The sequence below is a fragment of the Acidovorax cavernicola genome, assembly GCF_003581445.1.
The window spans coordinates 1-931 of the sequence record NZ_QXMN01000264.1 but is presented as its reverse complement, the minus strand read 5'-3'; the positions used below and the strand labels follow the sequence as shown (position 1 = coordinate 931).

The window sequence follows — 931 nt, the reverse complement described above, 5'->3', positions numbered from 1 at the left end:
AGTTGTGGCAGTTGCGGCATTCGAGCGAGTCGTTGGCCTTGAGCCGCGCCCACTCGTGCTGGGCCAGCTCCAGGCGCTTGGCCTGGAATTTTTCCGGCGTCGCGATGGTGCCGAAAATCTTGCCCCAGACTTCCTTGGACGCCTGCATCTTGCGCGCCATCTTGTCGGTCCAGTTGTGCGGCACATGACAGTCCGAACACACGGCGCGCACGCCCGAACGGTTGGTGTAGTGGATGGTGCTCTTGAGTTCGGCAAACACGTTGTCGCGCATTTCATGGCAGCCGGTGCAGAACTTCTCGGTGTTGGTCAGCTCCATCGCGGTGTTGAACGCACCCCAGAAAAGAATGCCGCCGATGAAGCCGCCTATGGTCAGGAAGCCGAGACTGAAGTGCACGCTGGGGCGGCGGATCACCGCCCAGTAGCGCTTGATGAAATTCAACATGGTTGGAACCTTCTGCTGCCGGTGGCCGCGTCAGTTTTTCTTCTGGGCCTTGCCCGGCGCCTGGTTGCGCAGCGACTGGAGCAGCAGCGTGTCGACATCGACGAACGTGTTGCTGACCAGCGGCCGCACCGGGTCCTGGGGCACATGGCACTGCATGCAGAAATAGCGCCGCGTCGACACCTGGCCCAGCATGTTGCCGTCGCGGTCCTGGTAGTGCGTGATCGACACCGGCACGGCCTGGGACATCTCGGCCTTGGTGCGCGAATGGCAGTCGAGGCACTTGTTGAAGTTCTTGTCGATCTGGTAGCCGTCGACGCGGTGCGGAATGATGGGCGGCTGCATCGCATAGTTGCGCGTGCGGCGCACGTCGTCATTCACCGCGTTGCCCAGAACCGGCGGCTTGGTGGCTTCCATGATCGGCGTCGGGCCGCGCGCGTTGTCATGGAATTTCTGGCCCAGCGGCTGGGCCGACGCCACGCCCATGCAGAG

Annotated in this window: 2 protein-coding genes; both read right to left on the bottom strand. The window is 62.7% G+C overall.

Annotated features, from left to right (window positions below; translation table 11 throughout):
* A partial coding sequence (locus D3H34_RS33035; protein WP_119558900.1) for a NapC/NirT family cytochrome c occupies nucleotides 1-442 on the bottom strand: 442 nt, incomplete at its 3' end.
* 30 nt (nucleotides 443-472) lie between these two features.
* A complete protein-coding gene (locus D3H34_RS33030; protein ID WP_286186575.1) occupies nucleotides 473-925 on the bottom strand; it encodes a nitrate reductase cytochrome c-type subunit in 453 nt (150 codons plus the stop codon).
* Nucleotides 926-931: the final 6 nt, after the last annotated feature.